Origin of the sequence: uncultured Flavonifractor sp. (assembly GCF_944387675.1) — a bacterium.
Classification (GTDB): domain Bacteria; phylum Bacillota; class Clostridia; order Oscillospirales; family Oscillospiraceae; genus Flavonifractor.
The window spans coordinates 1-15,796 of the sequence record NZ_CALXFV010000048.1 but is presented as its reverse complement, the minus strand read 5'-3'; the positions used below and the strand labels follow the sequence as shown (position 1 = coordinate 15,796).

The window sequence follows — 15,796 nt, the reverse complement described above, 5'->3', positions numbered from 1 at the left end:
AGGACGAGGCTACCCTCGTCAAGATAGGTACAGGGGATGTTTCCGGTCTGAAGCTGTACGTGGCGACCGGCTGGCTCCTGTCCGGCACCATCAGCCTGCCTGAGGGTGGCTATATCACCGATGGAACGGTGAATGTAAGTGTATCTGTAAAGAATCCCAACAGCAAGTATTCTTACGGCAATGGTACCGTAGGCCCCGATGGCGGCAGCTGGTCTGTGGTAGTACCCAAGGTGGAGGGTACGCACAAGATCACCCTCAATTCGGTATACTCTCCCCAAGTGTCCAGCAACATCTACTGGGGAGAGAAGCAGATCCTGGAGGACATCATGGTCACCGGCGACACCGACGGGCTGGACTTTACCCTGGTGAAGGCCAAAACGGTCATCACCGGCACGGTGTACCGCCCGGAGGGCGTCGAGGGTTCCCTGAACCTGAACCTTTACGCATTGGTAATACGGGACCATTCCACCCAGTCTTACACTGCGAATGCGTCCATCGACTACAATAAGGACAGCGGCAACTTCTCCATCGCCCTCCCCACCACGGAGACCGCGGAGGAGTACCAGCTGTACTACAACACTTACAACAGCGCCGAGATTCTCTCCGGCAGAAATGTCTACCTGTGTGCCGACGGCAGCCTGACCACCGATAGCTCTCTGGCGGGTACCTTTTCCCTGGCCGGCTCCCTCGTCCACACCTTCACCCCCCTGACCGTCCAGCCCTTCGCCACCGGCAAAATCTACTGTCCGGAGGAGCTGACGGAGTCCATGCTCATCGTGGTGGACTATGAGAACCAGAGCGGCATCTCCACCTTTGATATGAGCCCCACGGCCATGCAGGTCACCATTGGCCCCAACATTGGCCAGCAGGACGACGACGGCCGCTGGTACAGCACCTACACCCTGTCCGGCCTGGACGAGGGCAGCTCCTACAAGCTGATCTACTATTCCTACGTTGAGAGCGAGCTCATCGACACCAACTGGCACTACGTCAACCCCGACGGCTCCGTGGTGGGCGCCGACAAGGCCGAGGTGTATACCGCCCCTTACGGCGGCGCGGTCAACTCGGTGAACTTCACCCCCATCCTGTGGGATACGGGCAGCGAGGACTTTGTGCTGCAGAGCGGCCACGGCTTTACCGGCAACCCGGAATCCACCACCTATACCTACACCTATCCCGGCGCCACCGGTCTGTATGTGGCTTTCTCCGACCGCACGGATACCACCCTGCTGGTCAATGGCCGCAGCTATGACTCCTATTCCCTGGCCGGAAAGACGCTGGAGCTTGACGGCGACACCCTGACGGTGGTAATGCCCTCCCTTGCCGACTACGGCATCCACAGATTCGGCTTCGCCGTGGAGCGTATTGAGCCCGTGGGCGGCACCAGGCCCGAGGCCGCCGCCGCCGCGGTGTACACCGCCTCCGGCAGCTCGGAGGAGGCCATCCTGTCCGGCGTGAAGTCCGGCCAGCCGGTGCGGGTCACTCTGGTGGGTTGGGATACCGGTTTGAAGCACAACCTGTTGGGCGCCATCTACGACCGGAACGGCATGATGCTGGACGTGGTGTTGGTACCTGTGTCCTTCGCCTCCGGCAGTTGCACCGCCAGCCTGAACTTTGAGGAGGCTTACGGTCAGGCCGTCACATTCAAGCTCTTCCTGATGGGTAAGTATCTCTATGAGCCTGAGATGGCAAGCCTCACCTTTACAGCAGAATAAGACAAGCCAGAGCAAACGCGCCCCGGGGCCATATGGCCCCGGGGCGCTGATTTGATTGGGAATGGATTTTCTTTTAAAAATATGGTAAGCTGTGGGGGAACGGCAAGAGAGAGGAGCGCTTTCATGGAACGGATTTTTCAACTGAAGGAAAACGGAACAACCGTCCGTACAGAGCTTTTGGCGGGACTGACCACTTTTATGACCATGGCTTACATCATTGCCCTCAATCCCAACGTGCTCACCGGCTTTGACACGGCGTCGCCCCTGTGGAACGGGGTATTTCTGGCCACCTGCCTATCCTCGGCGCTGGCGATGTTCTGCATGGCCTTTCTGGCCAACAAACCCTTTGCTCTGGCGCCCTGCATGGGGCTGAACAGCTTTTTTGCCGCTATGGTGGCCAACATCGCCGCCCTGACCGGAATGAGCTATCTCCGGTCCTTCCAGTCGGCGCTGGTGATTATTCTGGTGGAGGGCGTGGTCTTTTTTGTCCTCTCCCTGCTGAATGTCCGGGAGAAAATTGTGGGGGCCATCCCCCTGGGGGTGCGGCTGGGGATCACGCCTGCGGTGGGCATGATGCTGCTGAACATCGGCCTGGGGTCCAACGTGGGCATCTACTCCGAGACCGGCGGCCCCTTTTATGTGATGCGGGACTTTTTCGGCAGCCTGGCACCCACTGCGGCCCGGGACATGATGGGGAGCGGCTATCCCGCCATGGTGCTGACGGCGGTGACCATTTTGGCGGGACTGATCCTCATTGTAGTTCTGGCCAAGCGGGGAGTGCGGGCCGCTGTGCTGCTCGGGATGCTGGCGGCCTCCCTGGTCTATTGGGCGGGGGAGGCTGTGATACTGGGGGAGAATCCCTTTGCGGACCTGACCGCCGCCTCCTTCCTCCCTCCCTTCGGAGACATGGCGGAGACCACATTGTTCCACTTTGATTTCAAGGGGTTTCTCCAGATCGGCTGGTTTACCGCTCTGACCAGTGTGATTACCTTCTGCATCATCGACATGTTTGACACCATTGGTACCCTGGTGGGTATCGCCACCCAGGTGGGCATGGTGGACGAGAGGGGAAAGATGCCCCGGATGCGGGAGGCCCTGCTCTCCGACGCGGTGGGGACCATGGTGGGGGCCTGCAGCGGTACCTCTACCGTCACCACCTTTGTGGAGTCCGCCGCCGGGGTGGAGTCCGGCGGCCGCACGGGCCTTACCGCCCTGAGTACCGGCCTGCTGTTTCTGGCCTGCATCTTTCTTGCCCCTGTGGCCGCAGTGATTCCGGCGGCGGCCACCTCCCCGGCCCTGATCTATGTGGGGGTGCTGATGCTCCGGGGTCTTCGGGATGTGGACTTCGGTGACTTGGATCAGATGGTGCCGGTGGCCCTGATGATGATCGGCATGCCTGTCTCCGGTTCCGTGGGCCATGCCATCGGCCTGGGTATGATCTCCTTTACCGCCATCAAGCTGTTCAGCGGGCGGGGGTGGGAGGTTTCGGCGCTCACCTATGGGATTGCCCTGCTTTTCCTGGTAAAGTTTTTCCTGATTGTATGACCGGCCTGTGCAGATTGTTGGAACAGAAAACAGTTGAGAAATCGGCCGGTATCTGCTAGCATAGAGCGGGTAGATCCCAGGTAAGGAGAAGAAGGAATTGCGTGAGCTTTGGCTGAAAATCCTGGTCTGCTTTTTCGCCGGCGCCGGGGCGGGACTGGGTACCGGTTTTGCGGGAATGAGCGCGGCCACGGTCATCAGTCCCATGCTGGTGACGCTGCTGGGCGTGCCGGCCTATGACGCCATCGGCATTGCCCTGGGCAGCGATGTCCTGGCCAGCGCCGCCAGCGCCCGTACTTACGCCAAAAGCGGCGCCATTGACATAAAAAACGGCGTGGTGATGATGTGCGGGGTACTGAGCATGACCATGGTGGGCAGTTGGCTGTCCACCATGGTACCCAACAGCACCCTGGGCGGCTTTTCGGTGGTGATGACGCTGGTGCTGGGACTGAGATTTCTCATCCTGCCGGTGACCTCCCCCAACCGCACCATACAGGGGGGCAGCCCCGCCGTCCGGATCGTCAAGGGCGCCGTGGGCGGCGCCTGTATCGGGCTGATCTGCGGGTTTTTCGGGGCGGGCGGCGGTATGATGATGCTGATGGTGCTGACGGTGGTGCTGGGCTATGAACTGAAGACCGCCGTGGGCACCAGCGTATTTGTCATGACCTTCTCCGCCCTTACCGGCACCGTCAGCCATTTTGCCCTAGGCAGCGGCGGACCCAGGCTGGATTTGCTGCTACTGTGCGTGGTGTTCACCCTTTTTTGGGCGCAGGTCGCCGCCAAAATCGCCACCCGTGCGGATGCACGGCTGCTCAACCGGCTCACCGGGGCCATCCTTACCGCGCTCGGCGTGGTTTTGATTGTCATATCCTTTTGGTAAATGGAATGGATAAAGGTAGGGCGGGCAAGATGAAAACAAAAACGAATTGGAAACGGATAGGGCTGATTGTGCTGATCGTGGCGGTGGGACTGGCCGTTGCGATCCCGGTAATTGTGCTGGCGGTCTCCAAATTCTTTACCGCGCAGGAGCGGACGGTGCGCACCGACTGGAGCTTTGAGACTGGCGACATCATTGCGGAGATGGACGAGTGGCAGGTGGACTTTGCCGAAGCGGAGCTGGGGGACGGGCTGCGGGCCTTCCAGCTGGTACCCCGGGATATTGAGGAGGAGGGGTTCAGCTATTACGATTTGACGGTGCAGCAGCGGCTGGCGGGGGCGCTGGAGGAGATGAAGCGCTATCCCGGCCTGTCCTGGACGGCCACCCAGCCCCTGGCGGTGCTCAACCCCTTCGGCACCGGGAGCAATGGGCTGTACCTGTATTTTGAGACGGAGCGGGCCACCGCCGTAAGCTATACCGTCCATGTGGAGGGGGGAGAGATTCCCGATTTTACCGCCTCCGCTGCCGACTACGGCGGACAAACCCACACCAAAGTTCACGAATTCCAGGTGATCGGCCTGGTGCCAGGGGAGGTCAACGACGTTACCCTGACCATCACCGGCAGCTGGGGCAACACCCGGCAGGTGGTGCGCTTCACGGTGGATATGCCGGAGACCAGTTCAGGCTATGCCACCCGGCTGGACGTGACCGACGGCCCCTCTCAGGCGGCGCAGGCCGGCGGCCTGTTCACCATGATGCGGGTCAATGGTTATCTGGGCTATGGATTCTTCTATGACAACGACGGAATTCTGCGCTATGAGATGGTGCTGGAGGGCTATGGCTTTGACCGGCTGCTGTTTGTGGAGGATGAGATCATAACCTGCGTCTCCTCCTCCAAGCTGGCCCGGATCAACGGATTGGGGCAGGTGACCCAGATCTGGGAGCTGGAGGGCTATGACCTGCACCACGACATCGGCTTCGGCAGGGAGGGGGAGATCCTGGCCCTGGCGGAGGAGAGGGAAGGGGAGACGGTGGAGGACCGGCTGCTGTCCATCGACCTGGAGAGCGGAGCGGTTACCCTGCTGCTGGACTTCCGGGAGCTGATGGAGCCCTACTTTGAGACCACCCGCCGGGTAGGCGCCACCGACGAGTTTTTCTGGCAGGCGGGAGAATGGGACTGGCTCCACCTGAACAGCCTGCAATATCTGTCCCAGGGAGACAGCCTGATTGTGTCCTCCCGGGAGACCTCATCCATTATCAAGATAGCGGATCTGCATACCGCGCCGGCGGTGGACTGGCTGGCGGGGGATGCGCGCTTCTGGGCGGATACCGCTTATGAGGAGGCCTGCCTTACCCAGGTGGGGGATTTCGTCCCCCAATACGGCCAGCACTGCGTGGAGTACTACGCCGACGGGGAAGAGGAGGGGGTCTACTACCTGTCCCTCTACAACAACAACTACTGGGCGCTGAGCAGCCGGGACTTTACCCTGGAGGTGGCGGACAGTGTGGGGACCGGCCTGTATCAGACCGGGGAGGAGACCAGCCAGGTCTACTTCTACCGCATTGACGAGAACGCCCGCACCTTTACCCTGGCGGACAGCTTTGACGTCCCCTACTCCAGCATTGTGTCCAACGGCTCCCTGTGCGGAGATTCAGGCAACTGGACGGTGAACAGCGGCGTGGCCATGGTATTTGGGGAGTACGACGCCCAGGGGGTACTCATCCGGGAGTATGCCTATGAATGTACCATGCAAAATTACCGCACCTTCAAGTATGAGATGCCCATGTGGTTCCGATAAAAGAAGATCAGAGCCTGCGGCCAAACAGGGAGACAGGCGGTTCAAAGGCGGTTTGCCGGGGCGGGGACGGCGCCGGGACTTTACCGGGAAAGCCGTCCGGTCTGCCCCAGGGTGGGGGCATAGCGTTTTTTAATGTGGTCGCAGAAGGCCTGGATGTAGGACTTCAAGATAAAATTTTTGCGGAAAAGCAGATAGAGATACCGCCTGGAAGTGGACTCCGGCAGCTCAAAGAGAAGCACCCGCTTCTCCTCGGCAAAGTTGCGGGCAGCCCGCTCTGAGAGAATGGATACGCCCAGGCCGCCGGCCACCAGATTTTTGATGGACTCCTGATCGTTGATCCGGGCGGTGACGTTCAGCTCCTCCTCCCGGATACCGGCGCTGTCCAGGAAGCGCTGGGCGCTCTTCCGGCTGCCGCTGCCCTGTTCCCGCAGAATGATGGGCTCCCGCAGCAGGCTGTCCAGGGGGACCTCCTCCTGCTCCTTCATGGCCAGAAAGTGGGGGGTTACCGGGGTGATGAGCACCATCCGGTCCTGGTAGAAGGGGACGCAGGCCAGCTGCTTATGGTCTATCTCCATCCCAGCCAGGCCCAGGTCAAAGCTGCCGTTGAGGATACCGTCGGCCACCCCCTGGCTGTCGCTCTGGTGGATGGTGAAGTAGACCTCCGGGTGGAGCCGCCCGTAGTCCGGCAGGATCTCCGGCAGGATGTAGGCCGAGGGAATGGTGGAGGCGCCCAGCTGGATGGTGCGGTTCTTCTCCTCCGTCCACCGGCGGATCAGGTTGTCCCGCAGGCTCAGAATATCCCGGGCGCACTCATATAGCTCCTGCCCCCGGGGCGTGACCTCCACGGTGCGCTTGGTACGGATGATGAGGCAGGAGTGGAGTTCCTCCTCCAGCAGGCGGATGTGGGTGCTGATGGTGGGCTGGGAGAGGTAGAGCTTTTCCGCCGCCTTGGTAAAACTCCGGTAGGTTACAACTGCGGCGAAGGACTGGAGCTGCTTCATATCCATAGGCCGGGCCGCTCCCTCAGCAGTTTTTCCAATACCTCCAGCGTCCGGTCAATCTCCTCCGGCGTATTGCTCCAGCCGAAGGAGAAGCGGATGGTGCCGGCGGGATAGGTGTTCAGGGTTTTGTGGGCGGAGGGGGCGCAGTGGAGTCCCACGCGGGTCATGATACCGTATTCCTCGTCCAGGCGGCAGGCCACCTCCGCCATGTCCCGGTCCAAAGTCTGGATGGATACCACGCCGGTACGGCACGCGATATCCTCCCGGCCCACGATACGCAAGGGCAGTCCTGCTCCCCGCAGGGCGAGCAGCCCCTCCAGGAACCGGCGGGTGAGGGCCAGCTCGTGCTCCCGCACGCTGTCCATTCCGGTCTCTTTCAGCCAGTGCAGGGCGGCGTGAAGTCCCACAATGCCGGGCAGGTTGGGAGTACCCGGCTCAAACCGGTCGGGCAGGAAGTCGGGCAGCTCCTCCAGGTGGCTGACGCTCCCCGTGCCGCCGGAGAGCAGGGGCTCCAGCTCCCCCTCCAGCCCGCCGCCCAGCACAAACCCACCGATTCCCTGAGGCCCCAGCAGCCCCTTATGGCCGGTGAAGGCCAGGGCGTCGATGTGCATCTCGCCCATGTGGAGAGGAAACACGCCGCCGGTCTGGGCGCTGTCCACGAAAAACCGCAGGCCGTGCAGTGCGCAGAATTCCCCCACCGCCGCCAGGGGCAGCATCGTGCCGCACACATTGCTGGCGTGGGTCATCACCACTGCCCGGGTGTTGGGGCGCAGGCAGCCCTCCAGCCCGGCGGGGTCCAGCCTTCCCGTCTCATCGCAGGGAACTCGGGTGAAGGCCACCCCCTGCTTCTCCAGCTGGACCAGAGGGCGCATCACCGCGTTATGCTCCATGGCGGAGACGATCACGTGATCCCCCGGTCTGAGGAACCCCTTGAGCAGTACGTTCAAGCTCTCCGTGATGTTTTTGGTGAACACCACGCTGCGGCAGTCCCCGCCCCCAAACAGCCCGCATACCAGCTGCCTGGTCTCATATACCGTTTCCTCCACCCGGTAGGCCCGCTGATAGCAGCCCCGGTTGACGTTGCTCCCCACCTGGCACAGGTACTCATACATAGCCCGGGGTACCGCCTTCGGCTTAGGGAAGGAGGTACAGGCGTTGTCCAGATAAATGGCGTCCATATCAATGCCCCCCTTTTTCTCCATTTTACCGCATAATTATTGGAAATTCAAATAGAATGATTAAATATATCAATACTTACTATTGGAAATCCCTCACAACCTCCGGTATACTCACATCAGAGTAACAGACAGGAGGAGAGAGATATGGATTTCAAACAGGAGAAGGCCGGAATCATTCTGGCCGGACTGGTCATCGGCGTCATTGCGGCGGTGCTGGTGGTACTGGGCAACCCGTTGAACATGGGCTTCTGCATTGCCTGCTTCCTGCGGGACACGGCGGGGGCGCTGGGGCTGCACGGGGCGGCCAATGTGCAATACATCCGCCCGGAGATCATCGGCCTGGTGCTGGGCAGCTTCCTGCTGGCCAGCTTCCGGGGGGAGTTCGGCTCCAAGGGGGGGAGCGCCCCGGTGACCCGGTTTGTGCTGGGCTTTTTTGTGATGATCGGCTGCCTGATGTTTCTGGGCTGCCCCTTCCGTATGATCCTGCGTCTGGCCGGCGGCGATCTCAATGCGGTGCTGGGCCTGGTGGGCTTCGTGTGCGGCATTTTGCTGGGTGTATTTTTCCTGACCCGGGGCTACTCCCTGGGCCGCACCTACAAGCTGCCCGCCCTGGAGGGCCGGGTGCTGCCGGTGGTGCAGGTGGTGCTGCTGGTGCTGCTGTTGGCCGCGCCTGCGTTTATCCACTTTACAGAGGCCGGCGGCGGCCCTGGCGCCCAGCACGCGGCGGTTCTGGCCAGCCTGGCTGCCGGACTGGTGGTGGGCGCCCTGGCGCAGCGCACCCGGCTGTGCATGGTGGGGGGTATCCGGGATGTGGTGCTGTTTCGGGAGTGGAAGCTGCTGGCGGGCTTTGTGGCCATTTTTGCCAGCGCTCTGGTTTGCAACCTGATTCTCACCGGTGTCACCCCCACCGCCTACTTCAAGCTGGGCCTGGCCGGGCAGGCTGTGGCCCACACCGACGGACTGTGGAACGCCCTGGGCATGCTGCTGGTGGGTTTTGGCTGCGTACTGCTGGGAGGCTGTCCCCTCCGCCAGCTGGTGCTGGCCGGAGAGGGCAACACCGACAGCGCCATTACGGTGATCGGTCTGGTGGCGGGGGCTGCCTTTGCCCATAATTTCGGTCTTGCCTCCAGCGGGGAGGGTCCCACCGCCAATGGGCGAATCGCGGTGCTTCTGGGCATCGCCGTGGTGGCAGTTATCGCCTGCTGCAATACCTTTGGAAAGAAGAGAGGAGAATGAGCATGAAACTGGTGGATGCCCGGGGGCTGTCCTGCCCCGAGCCTGTGATGCTGACCCGCAAAGCCGTGTCGGCGGGGGAACTGCCCTGCCGGGTGATGGTGGACAACCCTACCGCCCGGGAGAATGTAACCCGCTATGCCCAGCACCAGGGCTGCCAGGTGTCGGTGGCGGAGGCTGACGGGATCTATACCCTGACGCTGAGCAAGTGATATGGTCTATATCGCCACCTTTTACTCCCACTTTGGGGCCATGCGGTTCAAAAAGGACTGCGAAAGGCAGGGAGTGGAGGCCCGGCTGATGCCCGTCCCCCGGGACCTGAGCAGCAGCTGCGGCACCTGCGTGCGGTATGGGGGGGAGTACCCCTGCCCCGCGGGCGGGTGGCCGGAGGAGATGGAGCAGGCTGTGGCGGTGACGGAGGGGGGATATCGCCCCCTGTACCGGGCCGACCGCAGCTGAGCGCACCCCATCCCCTTGACGGCGGCTGCTGCTGTCCGCTATAATGGAAGCAGTGGAAGCAGCATGGGAAAGGGGGAGCGTATTATGGCGGATGAGACCAGGATTGTCAACCTGGCGGACGCGCCGGAGTTTATGGAGGAGGTCTCCCGCTGGTTGTGGGAGGAGTGGGCCAAAGGGGATGGGTATACCCTGGAGGAGATTGTCTACCGCACCCGGTATGCCTCTCAGCGGAACACGGTACCCCAGATGCTGGTGGCGGTTCAGGACGGGAAGCCGGTGGGCGTGGTGTCTCTGTGGCTCAATGACCTGAAGACCCGGCAGGATCTGTCCCCGTGGATGGCCACGCTGTATGTGCAGGATGCGTACCGCAACAAGCACATCGGCCAGCAGCTGCAGCGGGCCAGTATCGAGGCGGTGCGTGCGCTGGGCCGGTATGACTGCCTGTATCTTATCACCAAGCTGGACGGCTATTACGAGAAGCTGGGCTGGGAGTTTGTGGACCGGGCGCCCACCGGGGGCGGCGGGTCTGAAAAAATTTATCGCTATCATTGGTAAGGGCAAAGCCGCATCTGCGGCTTTGCCCTCTCAGCTTCTCGAAAAACCTCCCCCGCAGGGAGCCTCGCAGAGTTCGCGCCCGCAGGCGCGAAGGAAGTGGAAATCTGTTTTCAGCCGCGACATGTGCGTGGATGAAAACACTGCTCAGGCCGCAAGTGTGGGATTTGTCCGCTGCAGACGGACAAATCCTGCGCGTAGCGGCCTGCATCCCATTCGAAAAAGTGGCTCTGCCACTTTTTCGACAGCCTCAGGGCAAAGCCGCATCCGCGGCTTTGCCCTCAGTTTATGGAAAAAGTCTCGCGCCCACAGGCGCTTGGCGGAAAACACTGCTCAGGCTGCATTCAGCAAAGAAGCAGAAGAAGGGAGAAAAAGCGATGTATTTCCATGGAAAGGTAACTGCTGCCTGTTTCAGTCCAACCGGCGGGACCCGTGCCTATGTGGAGGCGGTGGCCGGGGCCATGAGTTCCGCCCCGGAGGCGTGGGATTTGACCCGGCCTGAAACCCGGCGGCAGCCGCGAAGTTTTGGGGCGGAGGAGGTGCTGGTGCTGGGTGTGCCGGTCTATTATGGCCGGGTGCCTGAGGTGGGGGACCTGCTGGCCGGCCTGACGGGGACCCGTACCCCGGCAGTGCTGCTGGCGGTGTACGGCAACCGGGCCATTGATGACGCCCTGTTGGAGCTGGCCGACTTGTGTGACGCCCGGGGCTTCCGGGTTGCGGCGGCGGGGGAATTCATCGCGCCCCACACCTTCTCGGAACATATCGGGGCGGGCCGGCCCAGCGGGGCTGATCTGGAGGCCGCCCGGGCGCTGGGGCGGGGTGCGGCGGACAAGCTGGCCCGTCCGGACTGGAGCAGTCCCGCTCTGCCGGGGAAGCGCCCCTATCGGAGCTTTCAGCGGGCGCCCTTCTATCCGGAGGGGGACGACCGCTGCGTGGGCTGCGGCGCCTGCGTCCGAACCTGCCCTGTGGAGGCTATTGCCCCTCAGACCCCCGTCCGCACCGACCCGGAGCGCTGCCTGCGCTGTCTGGCCTGTGTGCGGGCCTGTCCCACCGGCAGCCGGGCGGTTCGCTCGGAGGCCTTTTTGGCCACCCGCTCCAGGTTGGAGGGGGCGCTGAAGGAGCCCCGCCAGCCCGCGCTTTACTTCTGAGACAGCCTGTCCTCGGCGGGCATGCGCCGCATCTCCCGCCGGGTGAGGAGGAAAGCCGCCGCCAGTGCCGCGCTGTCGGCGATGGGTCCGGCGTACATCACTCCGTCAATCCCCCACAGCAGGGGGAAGAGAAGGATGAGGGGGATGAGGAAGAGCACCTGACGGGTGAGGGAGATGAGAATCCCCTTTTTCGCCTGGCCGATGGAGGTAAAAAAGTTGGAAGTAATGGGCTGCACCGCGTTGACGAAGGTCATCAGCATGAAAATGCGGAAATAGCGCTCGGAGAACTGGAAATACAGCTCCGAGCCGGAGGCGTCAAAAATGGCGGCAATCTGCCGGGGAAAGAGCTGGAAGCAGAGGAAGGCCACGCAGCAGATGAGAGTTGCAACACTCAGGGCCTTCCGGTAGGCCTCCCGCACCCGGCTGTACTTGCCCGCGCCGTAGTTAAAGCTGAAAATAGGCTGACAGCCCTGGGAGATGCCGATGGTAAAGCCCAATACCAGGGTGTTGACCTTGGAAATAACCCCAACGCAGGCCAGTGGAATGTCGGAGCCGTACCGGGACAGGGCGCCGTAGTAGGTGAGGGTATTGTTGAGTACCACCTGCACCAGGAGCATGGCGATCTGGTTGAAGAAGGGGGCCATGCCCAGGGCGAAGATGGCCTTGAGCAGCCGGGGCTGGGGTCGCAGATCGGCCCGGGTGAGGGGCAGGGTGCGCAGCCTGGTGCGCAGCAGATAGACCAGTACCAGCACCAGGGACACCGCCTGCCCGATCACCGTGGCCAGGGCGCCTCCCGCCACTCCCCGGTCCAGCCCGAAAATGAAGATGGGGTCCAGAATGGTGTTGAGTACCGCCCCGGACAGGGTGCAGAACATAGAATAGGATGGGCTGCCGTCCGCCCGGATCATGGTGCTGGCCCCGGTGGTGAAGGTGACCATGGGCAGGCCGAAGGCGATGATGCCGGTGTAGGTCATGGCGTAGGGAAACACGTCGGGCGTGGCGGCGAAGAAAGCGAGCAGAGGCGCCCGGAGGAAATAGGCTGCCAGCCCCAGAAGTACCCCCAGCCCCGCCAGCACCACCAGGCCGGTCCCCGCCACCGCCCGGGCGGTCTCCCGCCGGCCCGCTCCCAGGTTCAGGTTGAAGTTGGCGGCGGTTCCGATGCCCATCAGCAGGGCGATGGCGGTGGAAGCGGTGACAAAGGGGAACGCCACAGTAGTGGCGGCATTGCCCAGATAGCCCACGCCCTGTCCGATGAAAATCTGATCCACAATGTTGTACAGGGAGGTCACCAGGAAGGCGATGACCGACGGAATGGCAAATTTGGGCAGCAGCCGGTTGATGGGGGCGCTGCCCAGGGGATTGGGGGGAAGAGAGTCCATGTGCTTCGCCTCATTTCGGTAGAGATCTGTGTGCTTATTTTAATATAGGAATATTGACATGTCAATAAAGCGGCGGGGCCATCCGACAATGGGACGGCCCCGCCGCTGTCTTTCTGCCTATCTGGCCGGCGGCTCCTCCGCCGGGCGCTTTCTGGTGAGAGGAAGGGAGACCTGAACGGTGAACAGGTCGGCCTCGGTGGTCAGGGTAAAGCTGCCGCCGCAGGCCTCGGTAAAGGTGCGGGCGATGGACAGGCCCAGGCCGCTGCCTCCGTCGGTGCGGCTGGCGTCCCCCCGGACAAACCGCTCGGTGAGATCCACTCCCTGGGGCAGCTCATCCCGGGAGATGTTGCGGATGACGGCAGTCGCCTGTCCGTCCGCAGTTTTCAGTTCCAGGTAGATCCGGGAACCCTCCAGAGCGTACTTCAGGGCGTTGCCGATGAGGTTCTGAAACACCCGGTACAACCGGTCCCCGTCGGCCTCAATCCATACCGGCTCCTCCGGCAGGGTGGGCCGCAGAGAGGCAGGAGCAGCTTCAATCTCCTCGTTCATATCCGCCAAAGTCTGCCGCAGGAGTTTGGTATAGTCAATTACCTTTACAGAGACTGGCAAACTTCCGGCAGCCGCCTTGCTTACATCAAACACATCCCGCACCATGGTCTGGAGCCGCTGGGTTTTGTCGGAGAGGATCCGGACATAGTCCCGCACATGCTCCGGCAGATCCTCCTCCTGCTGGAGCAGCTCCACATAGCTGACAATGGAGGTGAGGGGGGTTTTCAAGTCGTGGGAGACATTGGCAATCAGCTCAATTTTGGTCCGTTCGCTTTTCATCTGCTCCATCAGGGCGGTGCGCAGCCCGTCCTCCATATGCGCCAGGCTGGCGGCCGCCTCCCGCAGGTCGGAATCCTCCGGCAGCTCCAGCTTCCCTGTGGGCTGGCCCGACCCGGCGGCCTGAATGTGGGTGAGCAGCCGGTCCACATCCGCCGTGGCCCTGCGGTTGGCCGCCATCAACCTGATTTGGGCGGCGATGAGAGCCACGCCTCCCAGAAAGAGGATGACCAGCAGGAGAGGCTGAAAGCCGATATAGAAGCGCTGGTAGAGGGCGGGAAATTGGGCCAGCCACACCAGAAAGAAGGGAACACACAGGGCAAACTGGAGCACCGGGCGCCGGTCCATCCGCCGCTGGACGGACCAGGACAGCGCCTGCCGCCGGAACAGCCGGACGCAGGCGGCGCAAAAGCTGTGGGTGCGCAGCTGGCCGAAATTATACCGCAAATCGTTGCATATGAAGTAGGACCACCAGAGGGGCAGCAATGTGGCCAGACACCAGGGCAGCAGGGTGTAGTTGCTCTGGAGGAAGGAATTGATACAGGCCACAATGGAGTTTACCCACAGCCAGGTCAGGGGGAGCAGCAGCGTCAGCTTGATCTCCAGCCAGATGTGGCCGGTGAACCAGGCAATGGCCTGGTCGGCCCGCCGCTTGTATCTGCGCCAGAGGATATACCAGATCAACAGGGCGGCTCCCGCCACAGGCGGCACCAGCAGCAGCCAGATGAGGAGCGTGCGTATGCGGGCCGAATCCTGCACGATGCTATAGGGACCGTAGGTTACCGTATAGTTTGCCGGTTCCTTTGCCGCTGCCAGACAGACCATCACCTGTGCATAGTCCGCCTCCTCGTGGGTGCTTCCGTTGGCGTAGCCGGGAACGTACCAGTCCTCCTCCCAGCCGCGGTAGAAGCCGTCGCCGTACACGTCTATCTCTTGGCCGTCCTTCCAGATGGAGGCGGTCTCTCCGTTAAAAATCAAGAGAAAATTGTAGCCCTCAGGCAGACCGTCCGGAGCGGAGAGGTCGGCAGTGGTGTTGGAGGCCAGGAGACGGCCGTCCTTTTCCACATGGTAGAGCAGGTTTGTGTCGTCCTCCGCCAGGGGTGCGCTGGAATAGTACTCTGTGCTGGTGGCATAGTGGAGCAGCGCGTAGAGGTCCTCTCCCAGGACACGGCGGAAGAGAGAGGTATTCTGGTAGTCAGCTTGGAAGGCATCCATCAGGCTGACCCGGGTGCTGGGACTGGTACTGGTAAAAAGGAACAGCCAGGCCGCCCCGCTGTACAGCAGCAGGCTCATCCCCAGCACAAAGGCCAGAAGGGTTAGGGCGGGCTTAATGCTTCTCGATTTTGTATCCAATTCCCCACACCACCTTTAAATATTCCGGTTCCTTTGGGTTGAGTTCGATCTTTTCCCGAATCCGCCGGATGTGGACCATCACCGTATTCTCCGTGGCGTAGGGCTCCTCCCCCCACACCCGGCGGTAGATCTCTTCGGCGGGGAAAATGCGTCCCACGTTGCGCATCAGCAAATCCACGATTTTCAGCTCCGTGGCGGTCAGACGCACCGGCTCGCCGTCGGCCAGCAGCACCCGCTCTTCCGGCTGGTAGCACAGCCGGCCGTTGCGGATTTCTCCGGCCTGGACAGCGGTATTTACATCGCCCAGCTGGGTATACCGCCGCAGGTGGCTGCGCACCCGGGCCACCAGCTCCTGGGGGTGGAAGGGTTTGGAAATGTAGTCGTCGGCCCCCATGGAGAGCCCCAGAATTTTATCGGTGTCCTCGCTCTTGGCGCTGAGGATGAGGATGGGCAGGTTGCGCCGTTCCCGGATTTTCAGCACCGCCGACAACCCGTCCAGCTTGGGCATCATCACGTCCATCAGAATCAACCGCAGCTCCGGTTCCACCGCCAGCTCCAGGGCTTCCATACCATTGTAGGCCTTCAGCACCCGGTAGCCCTCTTTTTCCAACAGAATGGCGATGGCTCTGACAATTTCGGCATCGTCATCCACCACCAGAATGCACTCGTTCATGGGACCCCTCCTGTCTGAGGATAGTGTAGCCGGATTTTCTTTCAAAGGGAATGGGGAAAACC

The 15,796-nt window shown here is 61.8% G+C and carries 14 protein-coding genes; 9 read left to right on the top strand and 5 right to left on the bottom strand.

Going from position 1 to position 15,796, the window contains the following annotated elements; all coding sequences use genetic code 11:
• The 4 genes from Q0J74_RS06240 to Q0J74_RS06225 form a co-directional block, all read left to right on the top strand.
• Window positions 1-1,715, top strand: a 1,715-nt coding sequence (locus Q0J74_RS06240; protein ID WP_297212251.1) for a hypothetical protein, incomplete at its 5' end; no start/stop codon positions are given.
• Between the two features lie 123 nt (window positions 1,716-1,838).
• Complete coding sequence (locus tag Q0J74_RS06235) at window positions 1,839-3,260, top strand: NCS2 family permease (RefSeq protein ID WP_297212248.1); 1,422 nt, start codon at window positions 1,839-1,841, stop codon at window positions 3,258-3,260.
• 97 nt (window positions 3,261-3,357) lie between these two features.
• Window positions 3,358-4,137, top strand: coding sequence for a sulfite exporter TauE/SafE family protein (locus tag Q0J74_RS06230; RefSeq protein WP_297212246.1), 780 nt, complete (start codon window positions 3,358-3,360; stop codon window positions 4,135-4,137).
• 29 nt (window positions 4,138-4,166) lie between these two features.
• Window positions 4,167-5,933 (top strand): aryl-sulfate sulfotransferase, encoded by a 1,767-nt coding sequence (locus tag Q0J74_RS06225; protein ID WP_297212243.1) that lies wholly within the window; start codon window positions 4,167-4,169, stop codon window positions 5,931-5,933.
• A gap of 80 nt (window positions 5,934-6,013) precedes the next feature.
• On the opposite strand, the gene Q0J74_RS06220 is transcribed toward Q0J74_RS06225, so the two are convergent.
• Window positions 6,014-6,940: a selenium metabolism-associated LysR family transcriptional regulator gene (locus Q0J74_RS06220; RefSeq protein ID WP_297212240.1), complete on the bottom strand. Its 927-nt coding sequence runs from the start codon at window positions 6,938-6,940 to the stop codon at window positions 6,014-6,016.
• Window positions 6,931-8,112, bottom strand: a complete 1,182-nt coding sequence (locus Q0J74_RS06215; RefSeq protein ID WP_297212237.1) for an aminotransferase class V-fold PLP-dependent enzyme — start codon at window positions 8,110-8,112, stop codon at window positions 6,931-6,933. Before Q0J74_RS06215 ends, Q0J74_RS06220 begins: the two co-directional genes overlap by 10 nt.
• Window positions 8,113-8,256: 144 nt before the next feature.
• Here Q0J74_RS06215 and yedE point away from each other — a divergent pair, with 144 nt between their 5' ends.
• The 5 genes from yedE (at window position 8,257) to Q0J74_RS06190 (ending at window position 11,504) form a co-directional block, all read left to right on the top strand.
• Window positions 8,257-9,348: a YedE family putative selenium transporter gene (yedE, locus tag Q0J74_RS06210; protein WP_297212236.1), complete on the top strand. Its 1,092-nt coding sequence runs from the start codon at window positions 8,257-8,259 to the stop codon at window positions 9,346-9,348.
• A 2-nt stretch (window positions 9,349-9,350) separates the two neighbouring features.
• Entirely contained in the window at window positions 9,351-9,557 is a 207-nt protein-coding gene (locus Q0J74_RS06205; protein ID WP_297212233.1) for a sulfurtransferase TusA family protein, read from the top strand.
• A 1-nt stretch (window position 9,558) separates the two neighbouring features.
• Window positions 9,559-9,804 carry a DUF3343 domain-containing protein gene (locus tag Q0J74_RS06200; protein ID WP_297212231.1) on the top strand — a complete coding sequence of 82 codons (246 nt, stop codon included), beginning with the start codon at window positions 9,559-9,561 and terminating at the stop codon, window positions 9,802-9,804.
• A gap of 84 nt (window positions 9,805-9,888) precedes the next feature.
• Complete coding sequence (locus Q0J74_RS06195) at window positions 9,889-10,359, top strand: GNAT family N-acetyltransferase (protein WP_297212229.1); 471 nt, start codon at window positions 9,889-9,891, stop codon at window positions 10,357-10,359.
• Window positions 10,360-10,733: 374 nt separating this feature from the next.
• Entirely contained in the window at window positions 10,734-11,504 is a 771-nt protein-coding gene (locus Q0J74_RS06190) for a 4Fe-4S binding protein (RefSeq protein ID WP_297212227.1), read from the top strand.
• On the opposite strand, the gene Q0J74_RS06185 is transcribed toward Q0J74_RS06190, so the two are convergent.
• The 3 genes from Q0J74_RS06185 to Q0J74_RS06175 form a co-directional block, all read right to left on the bottom strand.
• Window positions 11,495-12,883: an MATE family efflux transporter gene (locus Q0J74_RS06185; protein ID WP_297212225.1), complete on the bottom strand. Its 1,389-nt coding sequence runs from the start codon at window positions 12,881-12,883 to the stop codon at window positions 11,495-11,497. The genes Q0J74_RS06190 and Q0J74_RS06185 overlap by 10 nt on opposite strands.
• A 117-nt stretch (window positions 12,884-13,000) precedes the next feature.
• Complete coding sequence (locus tag Q0J74_RS06180) at window positions 13,001-15,061, bottom strand: sensor histidine kinase (RefSeq protein WP_297212223.1); 2,061 nt, start codon at window positions 15,059-15,061, stop codon at window positions 13,001-13,003.
• Window positions 15,036-15,734 (bottom strand): response regulator transcription factor, encoded by a 699-nt coding sequence (locus tag Q0J74_RS06175; protein WP_297212221.1) that lies wholly within the window; start codon window positions 15,732-15,734, stop codon window positions 15,036-15,038. The genes Q0J74_RS06180 and Q0J74_RS06175 overlap by 26 nt, the downstream gene beginning before the upstream one ends.
• Window positions 15,735-15,796: the final 62 nt, after the last annotated feature.